We start from the raw sequence: 15,386 nt of genomic DNA, 5'->3' as shown, positions 1-15,386 counted from the left end.
TCTTCTCGACAATGGCCGTGGTGGAGCTGTTCTCCACCAGGCCCAGCACTTTCACCGTGCCGCCATAGGCGCTGACGATGTCGGCGCCAACCACTTGGTCGATGCCATAGTCGCCGCCCTTGACCAGCACGTCAGGCTTGACCTGCTTGAGCAGGTTTTCCGGAGTGCCTTCGGCAAAGCTGATCACCCAGTCCACCGCCCCCAGACCTGCCAGCACCGCCATGCGCCGGTCGACGCTGTTGATCGGCCGGCCCGGGCCCTTGAGGCGGCTGACCGAAGCATCATCGTTGACCGCCACGATCAGGCGATCCCCTTGCGCGCGGGCCTGTTCCAGGTAGGTCACGTGGCCGGCATGCAGGATGTCGAAGCAGCCGTTGGTAAAGACGATGGTTTCGTTGTGCGCGCGGGCATCATCGATGGCCAGCAGCAACTGCTCGATACCCAGCACGCCGCGCTCGGAGCCTTCCTCGCGCTGAATGGCGCGGCGCAGCTCCGGGGCGCTGATGGCCGCCGTACCCAGCTTGCCGACCACGATGCCGGCCGCCAGGTTGGCCAGGGCCACGGCATGGGGCAGTTCCTCACCGGCGGCGATTGCGGCGGCCAGCGTGGAAATCACGGTATCGCCGGCACCGGTGACGTCGAACACTTCACGGGCACGTGCCGGCAGGTGCAGCGGTGGATGGTCGAGACGCAGCAGGGTCATGCCGTGTTCGCCACGGGTCACCAGCACAGCGCCCAGATCCAGGTCACGCAGCAGCTGCACGCCTTTGCTGACCAGCTCGGCCTCATCGGCGCAGCGACCGACGACGTTCTCGAACTCGCTGAGGTTCGGGGTGATCAGGCTGGCGCCGCGGTAGATCGAAAAATCCTTGCCCTTGGGGTCGGCCAGCACCGGGATGTTGCGCGCGCGGGCAGCCAGAATCAGACTTTGATGGTTCTTCAACGCGCCCTTGCCGTAATCCGACAGCACCAGCACCTTGATGCCTTCGAGCAGCGCTTCGACCTCACTGCCCAACGACAGTGGGTCGGTGGCGAACGGCTCTTCGAAATCGATGCGCAGCAATTGCTGATGGCGGCTCATGACCCGCAGCTTGACGATGGTTGGCTGGTGGGCGATGCGCTGGAACACCGAACGCACGCCGGCGGCATGCAGGCTGTTGGCCAGGCTGTCGGCCGCTTCATCCTGGCCGGTGACGCCGACCAGGGACGCCGGGGCGCCGAGGGCCGCAATGTTGAGCGCAACGTTGGCCGCGCCGCCGGGACGGTCCTCGATCTGATCGACCTTGACCACAGGCACCGGCGCCTCGGGAGAAATGCGCGAAGTACCGCCATGCCAGTAGCGGTCGAGCATGACATCGCCGACCACCAGAACCGGGGCTTGATCGAAACGCGGCATGGACAACTTCATGGGCAACCCATATGTAAAAAATGAACAGGGGCGGGATATTAGCACAGGGCAGATGGCGGCTTTAACGCCAGATCACGTGTGCAGATGTCCGCGCAACAGCGGGGCCGTGAAGGCCCCGTCAGGACCGTTTCAGGTGATGTCGGCCTTGGTCGGCGCATCGAGCCCCAAGGTGTGCAGGCGTGCGTAATAGCCTGCCTGTGCCATGAGTGCTGCATGGTTACCGCGCTCGACGATACGCCCTTGATCCATGACCAGAATCATGTCGGCCTTCTCGATGGTCGAGAGGCGGTGGGCGATCACCAGCGTGGTGCGGCCCCGCATGATGTGGTCAAGGGCGGCCTGGATATGCCGCTCCGATTCGGTGTCCAGCGCCGAGGTGGCCTCGTCCAGAATCAGCAATGGCGCATCTTTGAGCAGTGCCCGGGCAATCGCCAGGCGTTGACGCTGGCCGCCGGACAGCAGCACGCCGTTCTCACCGACCTGGGTGTCGAAGCCTTGTGGCAACTGATCGACGAAGTCTTTGGCATAGGCCGCCTGGGCTGCTGCCTCGACGTCGGCGCGCGGCGCACCGGCCAGGTCGCCATAGGCGATGTTGTTGGCAATGGTGTCGCTGAACAAGGTGACGTGCTGAGTCACCTGGGCAATGTGCTTGCGCAGGTTGATCAGCTTGAAGTCCTCGACTTCCACGCCGTCCAGCAGAATTTCGCCGCTGCTGTGGTGGTAGAACCGCGGGATCAGACTGGCCAGGGTGGACTTGCCACTGCCCGATCGACCGACCAGCGCCACCATCTGCCCAGGCTCGACGGTGAAGTCGATATCCGTCAGCACCTGGCGATCGGTGCCTGGGTAGGTAAAGCTCAGGTTGCGCACTTCCAGACGACCGCTGACGGCGTCACGCTCGACCTTGCCTTCATCTTTTTCCGTTGGCTCGTCGAGCTGCTCGAAGATACTTTCCGCACCGGCCACCCCTTTCTGGATCGTCGAGCTGACTTCCGACAGCTGACGAATCGGCTTGGGCAGCAGGCCGGCGAGCGTGATGTAAGCGACCATGTCGCCTGCCGACGCATCGCCACGCAGGTAAAGCACCAGGAACATCAAGACCGCCATGGCGATGTAGATGACCAATTGCAGCATCGGCGTATAGATGGCGCCGGTACGGGTCATGCGCAGCTGTTTGTCGGTGTTGCTCTGGCTGGCCTTGACGAAGCGGTCGCTTTCGTAGGCTTCACCGCCGAAGCTGCGCACCACGCGATAGCCCTGGATGGTTTCCGAAGCGACGTGGGTGACATCACCCATGGCCACCTGGATCTTCTTGCTCTGCTTGCGGAACTTGCGGCTGGCTCGCCCGACCATCAGCGCGATGAGCGGGAGAATGGCCACCATGACCAGGGTCAGGCGCCAGTTCATCACGAGCAACGAGATGAACAGGAAGATCACCGTCATGCCCTCACGGACCACGACCTTGATGGCGTCAGTGGCAGCGCCGGTGACCATGGTCACGTTGAAGGTGATGCGCGAGATCAGGTGCCCGGAGTTGTGCTGGTCGAAATAGCGATTGGGCAGGTTCAGCAGGTTGTCGAACAGTTGCACGCGCAGGTCGTGCACCAGGCCGAGCGATACCTTGGCCAGAAAGTAGTTGCCCAGGAACGAGCCCAGCCCTTGCCAGGCGGCGATCAGGATGATCAGCCCCGGCACGGTATGCAGCAGGTTCAGGTCGCGCAGGTAAGGGACGTTGGGAAACAGCGCGGCATTCGGATTGGAGAGGCCGTCGACGAAATACTTGAGGATGTAGCCCAGCATGGGCTGCGTCGATGCGAAAATCAGAAAGCCCAGAATACTTAGCAGGAACAGGCCGATGTACGGCCGCACGTAGCCGAGTAGACGGAAATAGATCTTCATGCTCGATGGGCTGGCGGAGCCACTGGCGTCTGTCATATCACGAGATGTGTCAAAAAATGGGGGAGTGACTTTATCACAGCCAAGTTCGCACGTCGGTGAATCCAGCGAGGCGATTGGGCCATACCCAAAGCAATGGCCTACGAGGTGAGGTAACATCCTCGTCCCTTTGCCCCAGCGCCTACACTTTATGCCTCCCATCAGTCTCAACAGCACTGGCAATCGTTTTTTTGATCTGGTCTGCCTCTGGGTGCTCCCGGCAGGTTTGCTCGTGCTGCTCAGTGCACTGTTTTTCCTGCCTGACCGCAGCCCTTACCACAAGCTGTATTACGGGCTGTTCAGCATTCCGACCCTGCTGGCGGTGTGCGCGCGTCCACGCGCGTTGCTGGTCCTGCTGCGCGAACCCCTGGTGATTCTGTTCATGCTGTTCGCAGGCTTCGCCCTGCTCAGCCTTTTATGGTCGCCCACCACCAGCCTTTCGGACCTGATCAAGCGGCCGCTGCATACCCTCATGCTGTTCATGGGCGTCGCATTGCTATTGCTGTATCGCCCGGAAACGTTGAAGCCGATTTTACTCGGCGCCGCAACGCTGGCGCTGCTGGCCGTGCTGCGCGACCTGCCGGCGTTCGCCAGCGGCTACACACCCGGCGCACGGTTCATCGGCGCCGGGGCGTTGGACAACCCGCTGCTGAGCTCGCACCTGTACGGCTTTTTCTGCGTCTATTGGCTGTGCATGGCGCTGGACTGCAAGCGCTTGAGCCTGATTGCCGTGTACCTGGCCGGCTTCGCGGTCATGCTGGCGGCGGTCTTGGCCACAGGCTCCAGAACGCCGCTGTTGGCCCTGGTGCTGGTGGTGAACTGGATCGCCCTGCTGCGCCTGGATCGTCGCTCCATTGCGCTGGTCGCCGCCGCACCTGTGGCGCTTGCACTTATCTACCTCTGTGCGCCCCACCTGATCACCGACCGTGGCACGTCTTCGCGCCTCGACATCTGGCAACTCGCCTGGGATCGCTTTCTCGACCATCCAGTGTTCGGCCACGGCTACGACGCCCCCATGGGCTTCGATGTCGGCCTGGGCTACGTGCTGACCGAGCCGCACAACTTCGCTCTGGGCGTGCTTCATAGCGTGGGCATCATCGGCTTCCTGCCCTGGATCGGTATGCTCGGATGCGCGCTCTACTACGGCTGGAAGCACCGCACCTGCGCGGCCTTCCGGCTGGCCTCGACCTTGCTGATGTTCGGCATCGGCGCAGGGCTCACCGAAGGCGGCGGCATTCTCTCGCGGCCCAAGGAGCACTGGTTCCTGCTGTGGATTCCGCTTGCCCTGCTGGCCGGCCTGCACATCGCCCGGCGCAGTGGACGCCTGGTCCTGGCCGCACAGGTGCGACTCAACCCGGCACAGGCACAACAACTGGCCAACGCTGCGCGAGTCATCGAGGAAGATGGCCTGGGCCCAAAGGTGCTGCAGTTGCACGATGGCAGCTTCCTCAAGTTGTTCCGACGCCGCCCGTGGTACACCTGGGGCAGCCTGTACCCTTATGCGCAACGCTTCGTCCTCAACGGGCAGCAACTGGCCCTGCTAGGCATCGCCACACCTCCAGTGCTGAGGCTTATCAGCTATGCCGACGGCAGTCAGGGCGTGCAGTACACCCCGCTACCAGGGCGTACGCTGCGCCAGGCACTGGAGGGCTGCAGCTCGACGGCCGAGCGACAGGCGCTGGTGCGGCGCCTGGGCCACTTCATCGCGGCGCTGCATGAGCACGGCGTGTACTTCCGCTCGCTGCACCTGGGCAACGTGCTGCTGCTGGACACGGGTGACTTCGGTTTGATTGACCTGGCCGACATGCGCATGCGCCCTTCTGCCCTGCCGGGAAATCTGCGCCGCCGCAATCTGCGGCACATGCAGCGCTACCCGCAAGACCGTCACTGGCTGTTCGAAGAGAACGTCGAGGCGCTGCTCGAGGGCTATGCCCACGGCGCAGACAAGGCCATGAGCCAAGCCTTGCGTGCCTACGTGAGCCTGCCCGCCGGAACGGTACACTGACATGGCGTACCTCGCCCCACTGCTGTCGGCGCTCACCTACGCACTGGCCTTCCTCACGGCGGGGCTATTGCTGCGCCTGCCGCTGGTCGCGAAAAACCTCGCACCTGCCGCTGGCCGCTGGGCGAGCCTGGATGGACTGCGCGGCTACCTGGCCTTGGGCGTGTTCATCCACCACGCTGCAATTGCCTGGCACTACCAGCAAACCGGGCAGATCGGCATGCCGCCGGAGCGCTTCTTCGCGCAGATCGGCCAGGTCGGGGTGGCGCTGTTCTTCATGATCACCGGCTTTTTGTTCTGGGATCGGCTGTCCAGGCAGCGGCGTGATTTCGACTGGCGCGCCTTCGCCATTTCCCGGGCGCTGCGGCTCTATCCGCTGTACTTGCCGTTGTTGGCGGCCGTGCTGGTGACGGTGTTCTACCTGCAGCATTGGCAACTGCGCAGCGAACCCTTGCAACTGCTCAAGCAGATCGCGCAGTGGCTGCTCTTCCACCGCCCGGACATCAACCTGGTGAGCGGCACCGGCAACCTGATCTCCAACGTCACCTGGACGCTGATCTATGAGGCCTACTTCTACCTGGCGCTGCCCCTGCTGGGCCTGATCCTGCTGTATCGCGGCACGCTGTGGACCACCCTGGGCTGTCTTGTCGGGCTCTATCTGCTGGCCCAGGTGGTGGGCCTGGAGCATGCGCTGAAGAAGAAGTACCTGCTGAGTTTTCTGGGTGGGATCGCGGCGGTCTACTGGGTCAGGCGCCCCGCACTGCTGGCCTGGTCGCGCAGCCGAGCCGGCACCTGGGTGGCGCTGGCGTTGCTGGTGGTGGTGCTGACGCTGTTGAGCAAGACCTTTGCCGTCTTCCCCCTGCTGCTGCTGAGCCTGGCCTTCTGCATCATCGTTTCCGGCAACGACCTGCTCGGTGCGCTCAGCCTGCGCAGTGCACGCTGGATGGGCGAAGTGAGCTACAGCACCTACCTGCTGCACGGTTTCGTGTTGTGGTGGCTGGTCTACCGGCTCTATCCGCAGTGGGGATTTGCCATGGACGCGCCTTGGCCGTTCATCGGCGTGATCGCCGTGGGTTGCGTGATATTGGTCGTTCTCAGCAGCGCGACCTACCTGCTGTTCGAAAAGCCGGGCATTGCCCTGGGCAAACGCTGGGCCAAGCGCTCGCCCGCGCCGAAGGTCAGCGCGGCGGCAGCCTCAAGCGAGGGGCGCTGAACGATCTGCACGCTGGCGGGCGTAGTCGAGAAACGCCTGAATGTCATCACTGCAGAGTTTCTCCGAGACGCGCCCGATTTCCTCCACCGGCCAGGACCACCAGGCCGAGGCGAGCAATGCCTCACGCACCTCCTCGGAAAACCGCCAGCGCAACAGCGTCGCCGGGTTGCCGCCGACCACCGCGTAGGGCGGCACGTCGCGGGTGACCACCGCACCGGCAGCGATCACCGCACCACTGCCGATCTGCACACCAGAAAGAATGCTGCAGTTCGAGCAGAGCCAGACATCGTTACCGATCACGACGTCACCGCGGCTGAAGGCATAGCCCTCGATGTGCGCCGCCTCCTTCATCATCGCCGGAAACGGATACGTGCTGACCCACTCGGTACGGTGATGCCCGCCCAGGAAAATCTGCACACCTTCGGCAATCGAGCAGTAGGCGCCGATACGCAGGCTGGCGCCCTCCTGCCAGTCGTGCACCTGCGGCATGCCATAGCTGCCCACGCCAAACGCGTACTGCGGGTAACGCGCGGCGAAGCGCGCCTGCCCGCGTTCGCTTGCCGGCAACTTACGAATCGCGCGCTTGGCGCGTTTTTGCAGAAATCGCGACCACCATCCCACTGCTGTGTCCTCGTTTAGTGCCGTTCGAGCGGGGAAAAATACAGCCGACCCAGCCCCCGCCAGGTCTTGCGGTTGAACGCGCGCAACGGAATCTGCGCCAGCAGCTCGCGGGCCAGCTGCCGATCACGGTTGGCGACTTTCAGGAACATCGAGTTCAGGGCTTTGAACTTGACCTGTTCGTAGGCCGGGTGATCGGCGAACAGCGCATAGGTGCGCAGGATGTTCTCGATCATGAAGCGATGATTGCGATAGGAGTTGGTCGCGTGTTTGCGATAGCGCGCCATCACCACGTTCAGACCATCGATGAAGTAACCGGCGCGGGTGATCTTCAGTTCGATCAGCAGGTCTTCCAGACGGATCTGCGGGTCGAAGCCACCGACGTCCAACAACGCCTGGCGGCGCAGCAACAGCGTCGGGGCGGGCGGATAGGCCTTGCGCTCGAGGAACATATCGTCGAAGTCCATGCGTCGGAACGCAATGTCGCGCCGTTGACGGGCTTCGGGGAACAGCTTGCCTTCGCTGTCGATCAGCTCGATGTTGCCGCAGCAGATGCCAACCTCTGGCTTGTCAGCCATGTAGTCGACCTGCACGGCGATACGCTCGGGGAGCATGACGTCATCGGAGCCGAACGGGGCGACCAGCTCGCCACGTGCCCGCTCGACGGCAGCGTTGAGCGTGTAGGTCAGCCCCTGATTCTGCTGTACGCGAAAATCGAAGCCGTGTTGCGCCTGCAGGCGCTCGATGCGCTCGACGCTGTCATCGGTCGAGCCGTCGTCGATCACCAGCAGCTCGATGTTGGGGTAGGTCTGGCCCAGCACGCTGAGGATACTTTCCTCGATATAGGGGCCGTGGTTGTAGGAGGCGATGATCACCGTCACCAGGGGTCGCTGGGTACTCATTGCGGCTCCTTGGCAGCAGACAATCCAGACTCGATCAGCCGCAGGTAGTGCTGGCGGAAGACCTCGATATCGTGTTCTTGGGTCAGGTAGGCATAGGCTTGCTCACCTTTGCTGCGCAGGGCCTGGTCGTCGAGGGCCAGGTAGCTGTCCAACGCCGCCGTGAGGCTATCGACATCGGCAGGCTTGACCGCCAACCCTCCTGCGCCTTGGATCAACGGCAGCATCGCCGGCACATCGCTGGCGATCACCGGCAGATGGCCGCTCATGCCTTCGAGCAGCGCCAGCCCCAACCCCTCTGCCAGCGACGGCATGGCCCACAGGTCGAAGGCGCGCACGTACTGCAGGGCGTTCTCGCGAAACCCCAGTAGATGAACGCGCCCGGCCAGGCCCAGACGCTCGATTTCAGCCTGCAGGCGGGCTTGTTCACGGCCCGCGCCGATGATCGCCAACTGCGCTTGAGGGTATTTACCCTGCAAGGCGGCGAACGCCTGGATCAGGTACGTGTGCCCTTTCACCGGCACCAGACGGCCCAGCGCACCGATCAGCCGTGCGTCCTGAGACAGCCCCAACTGCGTCCTCGCCTCGCTGCGCGACAGCTGCAGCCCTGCGGCCTGCTCGATGTCGATGGCATTGGTGATGCCATGGGTGTTGTGCTCGGTAAAGCCGCACTGGCAATCGATCAGGTACTGCCTGACCGCTGGGGAAACACCGACGAACTGCCAGCGCCGATCGATGAGGCGCCGGGTTTGACGGCGGCGATAGAGCCTGTCGTATTCGCCGAAACCGTGGGAGATCCCGATGCACAGTGGGATCTTCAACCAGCGGTTGAGCTGCAGCATCATGTTCACCGGCTTGAAGCGGTTGCAGATGACCACGTCGAACTGCTCTCGACGGCAGAATTTGAACACCTGCCAGAGCGCCTTCAGGCGCATGCCTTTGAGCGCCTTGTCGGAAAACTCGAAATACACCGAGTGATCGGCGCGGCTGACCGGCTGGCCGGGCTCGGGCCTGCCCTTGAGAAAGGCCATGGTGGTCGCGAAGCGCTCGGCTGGCAGCGCCTTGAACACCTGTTCGGCGAGGTCGGCGAAATCATGCTGCTTGATGTTGTAGTCCGGCTGCAGTTGCAGGACTTTGTAACGCTGTTTCATAGGTCGTCCTGATGAAAGCCGCGGTCACTGATGACCCAACGTGCCGACGCCGCAAGCCGACGCACGTCGTCCGCATCGGGTTGCGCGAGTGCTGACCACTGGTTACGTTTCCAGCACGCGAAATGGAAATAAGGATAGAGCCGCTGGCGGTCCAGATCGTTGCTCACTCGCCCGTCGTTCCAATACCAGCGCGTGGGAAAGGTCTTGCTGCCGTCGTGCCAGGGAATGCACCCATTGGGGGTACTGTAGGCCTCGACGAATTCACTGCGTCGACGCAGCGAGTTGAACTGGCCGAGCAGTGTGAACAGCGGCTCGGGCAGGTTCTTGCGGCGCAGGAACAGCCGGCTGAACGTGCCTTCGTCCAGCGCGTGGTGGGTCTCGTCGCAGAAACGCTCGCGCCAGTTGGGCATGCGCATGAACAACTCACGCTTGCACGGGGTATTACGCATCAGGCACAGATGGCCTGCCACACGACGCGCATGGGTGGAAAAAAAGTCGCGGCTGGCCAGACGCTGGTTGGTGAAATAGGCGCGTAGATCGCCGTACACCAGGTCAAGGTCACCGAAGGCCCAGAAGTCATAGCCCTTGAGGTGTTCTTCATGGATGTAACCCAACGCAGGTTTGATATCACAGAGCTTGTAGGCGTTGACGGGGGCAAAGTCGATGTCGAGCCGACGCGAGACCAGCCGACAGTACGCAGCGTAGCTGATCGGCTCGATGTGCACGTTTGCCGGCAGGTCTTCGACGACGCCGCAGTCGCTGAACAGCAGCCAGTCGATGTCCGGGTTGCGGCGGCAACTTTCCAGAAAGAACGGCATCCAGAACGGCCATTTGCCGAAATAGGGAATGACGAAAACAACGCTCGGTGTCGGTGACTTCATGTCGATGCTACTCGGGGTCGATATCGCCTGAATGCGCTGGTGATTCGAGAATCCAGAACAGCTCATGGCGACGGACCGCTTTACGGAAGAATTCGTTTTCGCCGTAGGGCGATGCGCGGCGCCCGGCCAGGTAGCGCTGGATCAGCCGACGCAGGCGGCGCTTGAACGGCAGGCGTGGTTGCAGGTCGTGCATCATGCCCAAGGCCATGGCTTTGTCGTGCTGCAGCGCAGTGGGCAGGGTCAGGCTGTAGGGCTGGCCCATCGCCTGCGCCTGCAACACCGGTGGCAAGGCGACGCCAGCGCCACTGCCACCCATCGGCCAGCGATCGTTGTCGTGCAGATGGTTGGCATAGCCCAACAGCGTCTCGGGCTGCCACTCCAAGCCTTGCAGAGCTTGCAGAACGGCTTGCTGCGCGCAGACGTGATCAGGGTGCGGGTCGAGCACCGGGTGGGGCAGTACGATCACCTGCGGGCGGGCCTCACGCAACACCGCGCGCAGGTCGGCCAGCAGGTTGTTCCAGCTCGGTACGCCATCATCGCCCGGCAGGGCCAGCGTATTGAGCTGGCGGAACAGGCGCGTGTCGGCAAGCTCGGCCTCGCGCGAGGCGACCGGCTGGTCCGGGCGCTGGCGCATGGTTGGCAGTTGCAAGCAGAAATAGCCAAGGTGCACGCACTGGGCCTCTGGAACACCCGCCCAGCGCGGCACCGCCAGGCTGTCCCAGGCCCGAAGCCGACCCTTGAGGCGAGCGGCCTCGGCCTTGGTCAGGCCCATGCGCTGATAGTGCTCCGCCTCGATTTCGCCGGCCGTCAGGGTGACGATCCAGGTCTCCCTGGCCTGGCTGTACAGCCCATAGGCGGCCAGCTCTGCATCATCGGCATGCGGCGCAATGACCATCACCCGTTGCTGGCGGGCATCAGCCTGGCGGAACAGCCACAGCCGCGGTTGGCCCAACAGCCGGCAGAAGCGCCCACTGAGCTGGAGTTCACTGGCGGCAACGGCCTCGGCGCGGTCGCTGAGATTGAGATAGCGCACGCCACGGACACCGCGCTCGAACACTTGCAGGTCGTCCTGCGCCCCCCCGTGCAGGCGCACCGCCGGGTCGAACAAACGGCCCAGCCAGCTCGCGCGCAGGCGCACTTGCAATAGCAGGGTCTCGTTGCCTTGCACAGGCAGCGACGGTACCTGCAAGCGCCCTGAGACCAGGCTGATACCTGTCACCTCGGCCGCTGGCGGGAAGTCGTACACGTAGTCGTCACCTGGGTCGTAGAACAGGTGATCGGCCAGCCAGGCTTCGTGGGCAATCCAGAGCAGCGGCAGCACCGCACACGGCAGCCACCAAGGGCCCAGCACGCCCAACGCCAGCAGCGACACCAGCGCCACGAGCAGCCCGATACGCTTGTTGCGCCGGTGACGCTTGAGCAATGCCTGCTTGCGACTCACGACTGCAGCACCGAGACCGGCGTGCACCAGCGGTCCTTGTACTCGCGGTCGGCACGACCGAAAGAAAAGCGCAGCGGCTTGTTGAGCGCCTTGGCGTCTTCCCAGGCGGCCTGGGTGTTGAGAAAGCTCAGCACGCTACCGGGGCTGAAGGCCTTGGTGTCGGGGTCGACGCCGCCATTGACGTATTCGACGCTGACCCACTGCGGCGCTTCGACCCGATACACCAGCTGAATGGCAATCGGCTTGCCCTCCAGCAGCAACACCGAACCGATCAGCAGCTCACGCAACCGCTCGACCACCTCGGCCATGCGCTCGGCACCGGTGGCAGCAAACCCCCAGCGGCGCAGGAACAGGTCACAGTAGATCGCAGCGATGTCACTCGCCGCATAGTCGGCAATGGCCCGCACTTCACCGCCCGCCTCTTCCAGCAGACGCAGTTCGCGGCGCTGGTTATAGCGAAACTTCTTCGACAAGTCTTCGTGGGCGCGGGCCATCGCCAACTGCTCGGCCTGCGGCTTGAGGCCACTGAAACGGCCTTGATTCAGTTCCGACAGGTAGCGCGCCTTGTGCCGCAATGGCGCGGCGGCCTGAGCATCGGCCGGCAAGATGATTTCAGCGTTGCCCAGGTCGAACAGGCCTTTCTTGCCATGGCGCTTGAGCATGTCCTTGGACAGCGCCAAGTACCGCCCCCAGGTGGGGATGGCCGCCTTCAACTCACCGTTTTCGCACCAGCCCAGGTAACGCACCGGAATCTCTGCGAGCTCGGCCAGTTGCGCAACCACCTGTGGGTAGGTCGCGACGCTGCCGCCGAAACGCTGCCAGGCTTGCGCATAGGCGTCGGCATCGATGGGCGTCCAGCCGCGCTCGCGCCAGGCCTGAATGGAATTGAGCATCAGTTGGCTGCCTCAAGCGCTTTGACCTGCGGGAGCTGCCAGAAGGCTTCCCGCACGGCGTGGTCCGAGAAGCGTTGCTGCAAACGCTGGTGCATGGCGCTGGCGCAGGCATCACGTTGCGCCTGATCCATCACGGCCAGGCGCTGCAGCACCGCGGCCAGCTGGCCGGCGTCGCCGAGCGGGAACAGCTCGCCCACGCCCTCGACCACCTCCAGCGCGCCGCCACAGGCAGTCGCCAGCACCGGCACACCCGCCACCATGGCTTCGAGCAAGACCATGCCAAAGGGTTCGTGGTCGGAACTCAACGCAAATGCGTCGAATGCTGCGAAATAGCGCCGGGCGTCAGCGACCTGGCCGAGGAAATCGACCCGCTCGTGAATGCCCAACTCGACCGCCAGCGCCTTGAGCTGCTGCTCCAGGCGGCCTTCGCCCAGCACCGCAAGCCGCGCAGCGGCCGGCAACTGCGGCAGAGCCTGGGCGAAGCCACGCAGCAGGGTGGCCTGGTCCTTGTCGGGATGCAGCCGGCCCACGTTGCCGACAATCCATGCCTGCGCATCCAGGCCCAGCGCCTCGCGGGCTGCCTGGCGCGGCAGCAGCGCAGCGTGCAGGGCCGCCACATCGATGCGGTTGTACAAGGTCTGGATACGCTCGGCCGGCCAGCCGGGCAGGCAGCGGCGCATGTCGTCGCGCACCGCGTTCGATACGCCCAGCAGGCTCAGGCGCTTGGAAAACAGGTTGGCAAACAGCCGGCGGCCCTTGCGCTCATAGTCACCAAACGCATGGTGCACGCCGATCACCGGTAAATCGGTGGCCAGCAGCGCAACATAGAGGGGTTTGAACCGGTGGGCGATGCAGAACGCAAAGTGGCGCTGTGCGGCGATCTTGCGCAGCGCCGCAATCGCACCCAGCTTGAGGCCGCGCACGGCCTTGGAGCTGAATTCGAGAAACAACACCTCGTCCGAGGCGCAGCCTGCGGCCACCGCCGGGTCAGCGCGGCCGGTCAGAAAGACCGTGGTGACCTGATAGCCACGCCCCTGGAACAGGCTCGCGTACTGCCGCGCGCAGTCCAGGAACGGGCCGTCATAGCCGTGGCAGAACTGCAGGACGCGACGTTCAGAGCGGCTGGTCATACGCGGCGGCGCCGTCCTTGACCACGAGAATGTCTTCCATGATCAGGTACTGCAGATCAGAGCCGTAGAACATGTTCAACGCATCGGTTGGCGAGCAGATCATCGGCTCGCCGCGACGGTTGAGCGAGGTGTTCAGCGACACGCCGTTGCCGGTCAGGGTTTCCAGCGCCTTCATCATGTCGTAGTAGCGCGGGTTGTACTCGCGCTTGAGCACCTGGGCGCGGGAGGTGCCGTCTTCATGGACCACTTCTGGCACGCGGGTCTTCCACTCTTCGGCGACTTCAAAGGTGAAGGTCATGAAGGGTGCGGGGTGATCGATCTTGATCATCTGCGGGGCGACGGTGTCGAGCATCGAGGGGCAGAAAGGCCTCCAGCGCTCGCGGAACTTGATCTGTTCGTTGATGCGGTTGGCCACATCCGGCACGCTCGGGCAGCCGACGATGGAGCGGCCGCCCAAGGCACGTGGACCGAATTCCATACGGCCCTGGAACCAGGCCACCGGGTTGCCGTCGACCATGATCTTGGCGATGCGCTGCGGCATGTCGTCGAGCTTGCGCCACGTCGGCGCGCTCGGATGGCGGGCACAGGCGGCGATGACGTCTTCGTTGGAATAGGCTGGGCCGAGGTAGACGTGCTCCATCTTCTCGACCGGCACGCCACGGGCGTGGGAGACATAGGCCGCCGCGCCAACGGCGGTGCCGGCGTCACCCGAAGCGGGCTGAACGAACAGCTCCTTGAGGTCTGGCCGAGCGATGATCTTCTGGTTCAGCTTGACGTTCAGCGCACAGCCGCCGGCAAAGGCCAGCTTGCCGGTTTCACGCAGGATGTCGCCCAGGTAATGGTCGATCATCTGCAGCGCCAGCTTTTCGAAGAGCGCTTGCATGCTGGCGGCGTAGTGGATGTACGGCTCGTCGGCGATGTCGCCTTCGCGCTTGGGGCCCAGCCACTCGATCAGCTTGGGCGAGAAGTAGAAGCCTTTGCCCTTCTCTTTATAGCGGCGCAGGCCAATGACGTTGGCGTACTCGGTATTGATGACCAACTCGCCATTTTCAAAGCTGGCCAAACGCGAGAAATCGTACTTGCTGGCATCGCCATACGGCGCCATGCCCATGACCTTGAACTCGCCGTCGAGCATTTCAAAGCCGAGGAACTCGGTGATCGCGCCATACAGGCCACCCAGCGAATCCGGGTCGAAGAACTCTTTGATCTTGTGGATCTTGCCGTTCTCGCCGTAGCCAAAGAAGGTCGTGGCGTACTCGCCCTTGCCGTCGATGCCGAGGATGGCGGTCTTTTCCTTGAAGCCCGAGCAGTGGTAGGCACTGGAGGCGTGCGCCAGGTGGTGCTCGACCGGCTCGATCTTGATTTTCTTCGGATCGAAGCCCAGCTGCTCGAGGCACCAGACGATCTTGTTGCGGTAGCGCTTGTAGCGGCGGTTACCCATGAGAATGGCATCGAGTGCGCGGTCTGGCGCGTACCAGTAGCGCTTGGCGTAGTGCCAGCGAGCCTTGCCGAACAGGCTGATGGGGGCGAAGGGAATCGCTACCACATCGACGTCGGACGGCTTGATGCCGGCTTGCTCCAGGCAGAACTTCGCCGACTCGTAGGGCATGCGGTTCTTCGCATGCTTGTCACGCACGAAGCGCTCTTCTTCGGCGGCGGCAACCAGCTTGCCGTCAATGTACAAGGCCGCGGAAGGGTCATGGCTAAGGGCGCCGGACAGGCCAAGAATCGTCAATGCCAAGGGACTCGCCTCTTCAATCGGTAAAGGTGCGCTGGCGACGACAACGGCCACCGGCGGCTAAAGCGCGGGATTAT

At 63.5% G+C, this 15,386-nt stretch carries 12 protein-coding genes; 2 read left to right on the top strand and 10 right to left on the bottom strand.

The features are described from left to right. Together hldE and msbA are read right to left on the bottom strand one after the other, a co-directional pair. Window positions 1-1,408 (bottom strand): bifunctional D-glycero-beta-D-manno-heptose-7-phosphate kinase/D-glycero-beta-D-manno-heptose 1-phosphate adenylyltransferase HldE (hldE, locus tag SJI00_RS15785; protein WP_322462631.1); only part of this gene is annotated, 1,408 nt, incomplete at its 3' end. A gap of 129 nt (window positions 1,409-1,537) precedes the next feature. Continuing rightward, window positions 1,538-3,343, bottom strand: a complete 1,806-nt coding sequence (msbA, locus tag SJI00_RS15780) for a lipid A export permease/ATP-binding protein MsbA (RefSeq protein WP_322462630.1) — start codon at window positions 3,341-3,343, stop codon at window positions 1,538-1,540. Window positions 3,344-3,494: 151 nt separating this feature from the next. Here msbA and SJI00_RS15775 point away from each other — a divergent pair, with 151 nt between their 5' ends. After that, complete coding sequence (locus tag SJI00_RS15775; protein WP_416221052.1) at window positions 3,495-5,348, top strand: O-antigen ligase family protein; 1,854 nt, start codon at window positions 3,495-3,497, stop codon at window positions 5,346-5,348. A 1-nt stretch (window position 5,349) separates the two neighbouring features. Then, window positions 5,350-6,558: an acyltransferase family protein gene (locus SJI00_RS15770; RefSeq protein ID WP_322462628.1), complete on the top strand. Its 1,209-nt coding sequence runs from the start codon at window positions 5,350-5,352 to the stop codon at window positions 6,556-6,558. Here SJI00_RS15770 and SJI00_RS15765 read toward each other — a convergent pair. The 8 genes from SJI00_RS15765 to SJI00_RS15730 are packed head-to-tail and all read right to left on the bottom strand — an operon-like array spanning window position 6,541 to window position 15,312. Beyond that, on the bottom strand, window positions 6,541-7,179 hold the full coding sequence (locus SJI00_RS15765) for a CatB-related O-acetyltransferase (protein ID WP_322462627.1): 639 nt from the start codon (window positions 7,177-7,179) through the stop codon (window positions 6,541-6,543). The genes SJI00_RS15770 and SJI00_RS15765 overlap by 18 nt on opposite strands. Window positions 7,180-7,193: 14 nt before the next feature. Next, complete coding sequence (locus SJI00_RS15760) at window positions 7,194-8,078, bottom strand: glycosyltransferase (RefSeq protein WP_322462626.1); 885 nt, start codon at window positions 8,076-8,078, stop codon at window positions 7,194-7,196. Beyond that, window positions 8,075-9,226, bottom strand: coding sequence for a glycosyltransferase (locus SJI00_RS15755; RefSeq protein ID WP_322462625.1), 1,152 nt, complete (start codon window positions 9,224-9,226; stop codon window positions 8,075-8,077). The genes SJI00_RS15760 and SJI00_RS15755 overlap by 4 nt, the downstream gene beginning before the upstream one ends. Continuing rightward, on the bottom strand, window positions 9,223-10,107 hold the full coding sequence (locus tag SJI00_RS15750; RefSeq protein WP_322462624.1) for a DUF6625 family protein: 885 nt from the start codon (window positions 10,105-10,107) through the stop codon (window positions 9,223-9,225). The genes SJI00_RS15755 and SJI00_RS15750 overlap by 4 nt, the downstream gene beginning before the upstream one ends. Window positions 10,108-10,114: 7 nt before the next feature. Then, window positions 10,115-11,548, bottom strand: coding sequence for a PIG-L deacetylase family protein (locus SJI00_RS15745; RefSeq protein WP_322462623.1), 1,434 nt, complete (start codon window positions 11,546-11,548; stop codon window positions 10,115-10,117). Beyond that, the gene (locus tag SJI00_RS15740) at window positions 11,545-12,441 is read right to left on the bottom strand and encodes a GNAT family N-acetyltransferase (protein ID WP_322462622.1); all 897 of its coding nucleotides are present in this window, start codon (window positions 12,439-12,441) and stop codon (window positions 11,545-11,547) included. The genes SJI00_RS15745 and SJI00_RS15740 overlap by 4 nt, the downstream gene beginning before the upstream one ends. Beyond that, complete coding sequence (locus tag SJI00_RS15735; protein WP_322462621.1) at window positions 12,441-13,571, bottom strand: glycosyltransferase; 1,131 nt, start codon at window positions 13,569-13,571, stop codon at window positions 12,441-12,443. Before SJI00_RS15735 ends, SJI00_RS15740 begins: the two co-directional genes overlap by 1 nt. Further along, window positions 13,555-15,312, bottom strand: a complete 1,758-nt coding sequence (locus SJI00_RS15730) for a carbamoyltransferase family protein (RefSeq protein ID WP_322462620.1) — start codon at window positions 15,310-15,312, stop codon at window positions 13,555-13,557. Before SJI00_RS15730 ends, SJI00_RS15735 begins: the two co-directional genes overlap by 17 nt. Window positions 15,313-15,386: the final 74 nt, after the last annotated feature.

Origin of the sequence: Pseudomonas gebzensis, assembly GCF_034427815.1 — a bacterium.
Taxonomy (GTDB): Bacteria; Pseudomonadota; Gammaproteobacteria; order Pseudomonadales; family Pseudomonadaceae; genus Aquipseudomonas.
The sequence above is the reverse complement of the archived record's forward strand: the minus strand, read 5'-3'. Positions and strand labels throughout refer to the sequence as shown.